Source organism: Deferribacterota bacterium (assembly GCA_034189185.1).
Lineage (GTDB): Bacteria > Chrysiogenota > Deferribacteres > Deferribacterales > UBA228 > UBA228.
Genome location: JAXHVM010000132.1, coordinates 1 through 5,100, shown reverse-complemented (window position 1 = coordinate 5,100; position 5,100 = coordinate 1). Strand labels below are relative to the sequence as shown.

At 28.8% G+C, this 5,100-nt stretch carries 7 protein-coding genes; 6 read left to right on the top strand and 1 reads right to left on the bottom strand.

Annotation, left to right across the window (positions count from 1 at the left end):
• The 5 genes from SVN78_08310 to SVN78_08290 form a co-directional block, all read left to right on the top strand.
• Window positions 1-907 (top strand): ATP-binding cassette domain-containing protein (locus SVN78_08310; GenBank protein MDY6821607.1); only part of this gene is annotated, 907 nt, incomplete at its 5' end.
• A 30-nt stretch (window positions 908-937) separates the two neighbouring features.
• On the top strand, window positions 938-1,690 hold the full coding sequence (gene modA / locus SVN78_08305) for a molybdate ABC transporter substrate-binding protein (GenBank protein MDY6821606.1): 753 nt from the start codon (window positions 938-940) through the stop codon (window positions 1,688-1,690).
• A complete protein-coding gene (locus SVN78_08300; protein ID MDY6821605.1) occupies window positions 1,677-2,447 on the top strand; it encodes an ABC transporter permease subunit in 771 nt (256 codons plus the stop codon). The genes modA and SVN78_08300 overlap by 14 nt, the downstream gene beginning before the upstream one ends.
• An 11-nt stretch (window positions 2,448-2,458) precedes the next feature.
• Complete coding sequence (locus SVN78_08295) at window positions 2,459-3,643, top strand: molybdopterin molybdotransferase MoeA (GenBank protein ID MDY6821604.1); 1,185 nt, start codon at window positions 2,459-2,461, stop codon at window positions 3,641-3,643.
• Between the two features lie 81 nt (window positions 3,644-3,724).
• Window positions 3,725-3,946 carry a ferredoxin gene (locus SVN78_08290; GenBank protein ID MDY6821603.1) on the top strand — a complete coding sequence of 74 codons (222 nt, stop codon included), beginning with the start codon at window positions 3,725-3,727 and terminating at the stop codon, window positions 3,944-3,946.
• 27 nt (window positions 3,947-3,973) lie between these two features.
• On the opposite strand, the gene SVN78_08285 is transcribed toward SVN78_08290, so the two are convergent.
• Window positions 3,974-4,525: a sugar O-acetyltransferase gene (locus tag SVN78_08285; protein MDY6821602.1), complete on the bottom strand. Its 552-nt coding sequence runs from the start codon at window positions 4,523-4,525 to the stop codon at window positions 3,974-3,976.
• Window positions 4,526-4,612: 87 nt separating this feature from the next.
• On the opposite strand from SVN78_08285, the gene SVN78_08280 reads away from it, so the two are divergent.
• Window positions 4,613-5,047, top strand: a complete 435-nt coding sequence (locus SVN78_08280) for a DUF2721 domain-containing protein (GenBank protein ID MDY6821601.1) — start codon at window positions 4,613-4,615, stop codon at window positions 5,045-5,047.
• The last annotated feature ends 53 nt before the right edge of the window (window positions 5,048-5,100 follow it).

Genomic DNA, 5,100 nt, shown 5'->3' with positions numbered 1-5,100 from the left:
CAGGTTAAATGATGACATATATTTTGATAGCAACAAAAAAATTAATACCTCTATACGAAAACGAGGTAGTAGTTATTTACCCCAAGAATATATACTCTTTCCACATATGAATGTCTTAGAAAATATTAGCTATGGTCTTAAATTTGCTAAAAAAAAGATTGATTCTAAATTAATTTATGAAATAGCAGATAAGATTGGCATAGTAGAGAAACTTAATTCAGCTATTAATACATTGTCGGGTGGACAAAAACAGAGGGTGGCTCTAGCACGCATACTTGTTTTGAGGCCATTGATTTTATTACTTGATGAGCCCTTTAGCGCATTAGATACAACAACAGGAGAAACACTTTTAGAATTAATAAGTGATATAACAGATGAATTAGCTCTTACAACAATTTTTATAACACATAACCTAAGTGATGCTTATATATTTGCTGAGGATCTTATCTTAATAAAAGATGGCGAAGTTTTAGAATATGGAAACAAAAATATACTATACAATAAACCAAAAAAAACAGAATCTGCAAGAATGATAGACTTTAAAAACATATGGAATATAAAAGATATTTCTTACAATACTGTTATTACAGACTTTGGGCATAAGTTTACCTATATTAATTCAAATAGAGCAAATAATGCTACTCATATATGTATAAGGCCAGAGAACATAATGATTATAAGGCCAGACCTTGATATAAAGTCAAGCCTCAAAGAGAATATTGTTCAATGTAAAATAAAAAAAATTAAAATTGCTGGTAAAGATTGCTATCTAGATGTTTTATCTGCTAAAGGCCTAGAATTAAAAATTAGCTTGCCTAATCACGCTTTTGAAAAAATGAATCTAAAAGTAGAAACTGATATTTATGTTTCATTAAAAAAGCAGTCTATCATATTAACTAATGGTTAAAAAAATAGTTATAATAAAGAGGAGGCTATTATGAGGCTGTTATTTATTGTTCTAATCAGCTTTTTATCATTAAATTTATATGCTGAAAATATTTATTGGTATTTGGCAGCATCTATGACAAAACCATCTGAAATTATTGTAGATAAATATAATAAAACCCATAAAGATAAAATAATCTTAATTACTGGTGGCTCAGGACAATTGCTAAATAAGATATTATTATCAAAAAAAGGTGATTTGTATACTTCAGCTAATAAAAAATATTTCGATAAAGCTATTAATAAAGATATAATTGAATATGGCGAAAAGTTTTTGATGCAAATACCTGTTTTTGGTATTTCAAAAAGAGCAGAAAACAAAATAAGTAAATTTAATGATCTATTAAAGCCAAATATAAGGGTAGCTATAGGTAATCCTGAAACTATGGCGCTTGGCACAATCTATGAAAATAAAATTAAAATAAATATGCCAAAGGATATGGCAGATAAAATTGACAAAAACACCATAATAAACCCAGTTAATATATCCCAAAGTGTAAATTATATCCAAACCATGACAGTAGATGCAGCTTTAATCTTTAGTTCTGTTGCTAAAGTAAATAATATAAAATATATTGAGATTCCACAGAAATTTAATGTTAATGCAACTGCCTATACAGGAGTATTAAAAACAAGCAAAAACAAAAAATTAGCAAAATCAGTTTTTCAATATATTAAAGATAATATCCATATATATGAAAATTTTGGATTTAAGAGCATAAAAAATAACAATGAAATTAATTAAAACCTGCAGCATTTTTGCAATAATTTTAGCATTATGTATTTTAATCCTAATTTCAACATCCTTTATATTAACCAATGTAAATTCCTTTCTTCTTTTATTAAAGGATAAAAATTTTATTGATGCCCTAATGTTTGGCATAAAAACATCTGTACTAGCTACAATATTTTCAGCTCTTTTTGGTATACCTTCTGGATTATATTTAGCTAGAGAAAAGAATAAATTTAGTAGATTATTAGATAGTCTTTTCGATATTCCTTTAATAATCCCACCTCTTGTAGTTGGTACTCTCCTATTAATCTTTTTTAACATTCCCTATATAATAAATATATTAAATGTAATATTTACCTTTAAGGGAGCTGTTATTGCACAGTTCTTTATCTCCTTTCCTTTTACTGTAAAAGCTGCAAAAAATGCATTTGAACTAATACCAACAACCTATGAGCATATTGCAATGACACTTGGAGCATCTCAATTTAGAGCATTTTATGATACAACCTTTAAATTAGCCTTTAACTCAGTTTTGGGAGGGCTTATATTGAGTTGGCTTAGAAGTCTCGGGGAGTTTGGTGCAACCCTAATGATTGGTGGCGGCATATCAGGAGTTACTGCAAATATTCCCATATATATATACTTAAACATGAATGAAGGAGATTTTCAAAAGGGATTATCTGCCAGTTTATTAATTGTACTATTTGCTTTTATTTGTGTTATAACACTAAAGATTATATTTGCTAAAAAAAGTTATTATATTCAATAAAGGAGTCATAAATGCTAGAATACGAAGAAGCATTAAATGTATTAATAGATAATGCACAAATATTAGATAAAGAAAATGTTAAAACTAAAGAATCCTTTAGAAGGGTTCTGGCAGAAGATCTTTATACTGACTATCCCTTTCCTGATCATAAAAAAAGTGCTGTTGACGGTTATGCTGTAAAATTTCCAGTAAAAAAAGAATATACAATTATTGGTGAATCTGTGCCAGGAAAGCTCTATGATTATATTTTAGATGAAGGAGAAACAATTTTTGTAATGACAGGTGGAGCAGTACCTCAAAATACAGATGCTGTCATTAGAATTGAGGATACAAAAAAATATTCTGGAAATAAAATAATAATAAATAAATATCCTAATAAAGGAGAGAATGTTAATCAGATCGGTGAGGAGATATCAAAAAATACATTGTTTGCTAAAAAAGGTTGTTTTCTAGAAAACCTAGCTTTTTCAGCAATTTGTTACTCTGGTAAAAAAGAGATAAATGTATACAAAAAGCCACAAATTGGCTTATTTATCACTGGTAATGAGATAATTGAACCAGGTGATGATTATATTGAAGGATCAGTCTATAACACAAATAGATACATAACTCAATCATTACTCGGTAATTTACCAATTGATATAAAATATCTAGGAAATTTTTCAGATAATGAAGAAAGAATCAGTGATTTAATTAAAGATAACAGTATAAAATTCGATATCTTAATTAGCTCTGGTGGTATTTCTATGGGCAAATATGATTTTGTAAAAAAGGTATTATTAAACAACAATTATGATATCCTTATAAATAAGACAGCTATAAAACCTGGAAGCCCTTTAATTGCAGCTAAGAATAACGGGTGCACAATATTTGGAATGCCAGGCTACCCTTCTGCATTCGCAACAAATTTTATTTTGTATCTGCTGCCTTTCATTCGTAAGTCTTGCGGATTTACAAAATACAACAATAGGATTGTTAAGGGAAAATTAGGTACTCCTATGCATTCACGAAGGGGTGTTAACTATTTTAACAGGGCTGTTGTTAGATATGAAGGTGATGCTTTTGTAGCATATGATCCAGGTTCTCAAAAAACATCACATTTTCTTAATTTTATTAATGTAAATGGTTTAGTTAGGTTGGATAAAGATGTAGGTGATTTAGATAAAAGGTCAGTTGTCGATATTATTTTAATTTAATATTAACAACAATTTATTGACATATAATAAAAAAGATATTAAAAATATTTATGTATAAAATAACATTAATGGAGGTATGCTATGAAAATTAAAGTTAGTGTTGATGAGGATTTGTGTACAGGATGTGCTGTATGTTATACAGAAGTCCCAGAAGTGTTTGAGGATAACGGCGATGGGATTTCTCAAGTAAAAGAGGATGTTGGTGGTGATGGTGCTATACTAGAAGGCGAATTAGCTGAAAAGGTTGATGAAATTAAAGATGAATGTCCCGTTGAAGCTATAATTGTAGAAGAAGTAGATTAACAAAAAAGCCCCTTTAAAGGGGCTTTTTTATAGTTTTAATTCTTTAATCTCTCTAGCAGGATTACCTGCGTAAATTTTACAGGGCTCAGTATCTTTAGTAACAACTGAGCCAGCACCAATAACTGAACCCCTTCTGATTGTGACCCCTGGCAAAATGATGCTTTTACCACCAATCCATACGTCTTCTTCAATTAAAACATCAATCCCCTTGACAATATATCTTTCTTTTGGCTTGTGAATATTATGATCAACAGCATAAATATTGGTTGATGGCCCAATCCATACATTATCATGTAAGGTTATTCTACCATTATCCAAAAAAGTACAATCAAAATTTATAAAACAGTTTTTTCCTATAAATATATTATATCCATAATCTATATAAAACGCTGGCCTAATGACTGTTCCTTCGCCAATAAAACCTAATATATTTCTTAAAAATTCAAAAGCCTCTTCAGATTCAGGTGGTATATCTAACAGTTTATTCATTAACAACCATGCTCTATTTCTCTCAGATTTTAGCTTATCATCCCTTGAATCACACCACATTCCTTTTAGAAGTTTTTCTTTTTCATCCATAACATTAAATGTATCTTAGTTTACTATTAATTTCAACTTAACCTTTTCTTATTGATATATTAACACTTAATATATAATATAATCAAAATGAGTATAGTTGGTGCAATCCAAACAACGCTAGCTCCTTTATTTCTTGTAAATGGAATAGCACTTTTTAATCTTGTCCAGCAAAATAGATATGCTAGAACTTCTGATAGATTGACTGCCCTGATAATTGATGGCTCTGATAATAGCAAAAGCGCTGAATTTACATATCTTGCTGAGAGGATTTTTCTAATAAGAACTTCAATGTTATTTGTTTACATATCTATTTTGTTAGCACTCCTTGCCTCTATATTTATTTTACCAACTGCTTTTACAAAAATAATTAATCTAACAAATATAATCTATTATACTGTGGCCATACTATTTTCACTAAGTTTAATTTCTTTTCTAATAGCTGTAATTACAGCTATTATAGAAGTTAGGTTGTCTTATTTGTATTACAGAGAAAAAATAAATAATTTATTTGATTCTAATTAGATGTTTTTGTTATAATTATTTTGAAAATAATTTAGATATAGGGAGAGAAAAAT

Excerpts from the sequence above, each read along its gene's own strand:
- modA (MDY6821606.1), top strand. The coding sequence starts at position 938 with ATGAGGCTGTTATTTATTGTTCTAATCAGCTTTTTATCATTAAATTTA.
- SVN78_08300 (MDY6821605.1), top strand. The coding sequence starts at position 1,677 with ATGAAATTAATTAAAACCTGCAGCATTTTTGCAATAATTTTAGCATTA.
- SVN78_08295 (MDY6821604.1), top strand. The coding sequence starts at position 2,459 with ATGCTAGAATACGAAGAAGCATTAAATGTATTAATAGATAATGCACAA.
- SVN78_08290 (MDY6821603.1), top strand. The coding sequence starts at position 3,725 with ATGAAAATTAAAGTTAGTGTTGATGAGGATTTGTGTACAGGATGTGCT.
- SVN78_08285 (MDY6821602.1), bottom strand. The coding sequence starts at position 4,525 with ATGGATGAAAAAGAAAAACTTCTAAAAGGAATGTGGTGTGATTCAAGG.
- SVN78_08280 (MDY6821601.1), top strand. The coding sequence starts at position 4,613 with ATGAGTATAGTTGGTGCAATCCAAACAACGCTAGCTCCTTTATTTCTT.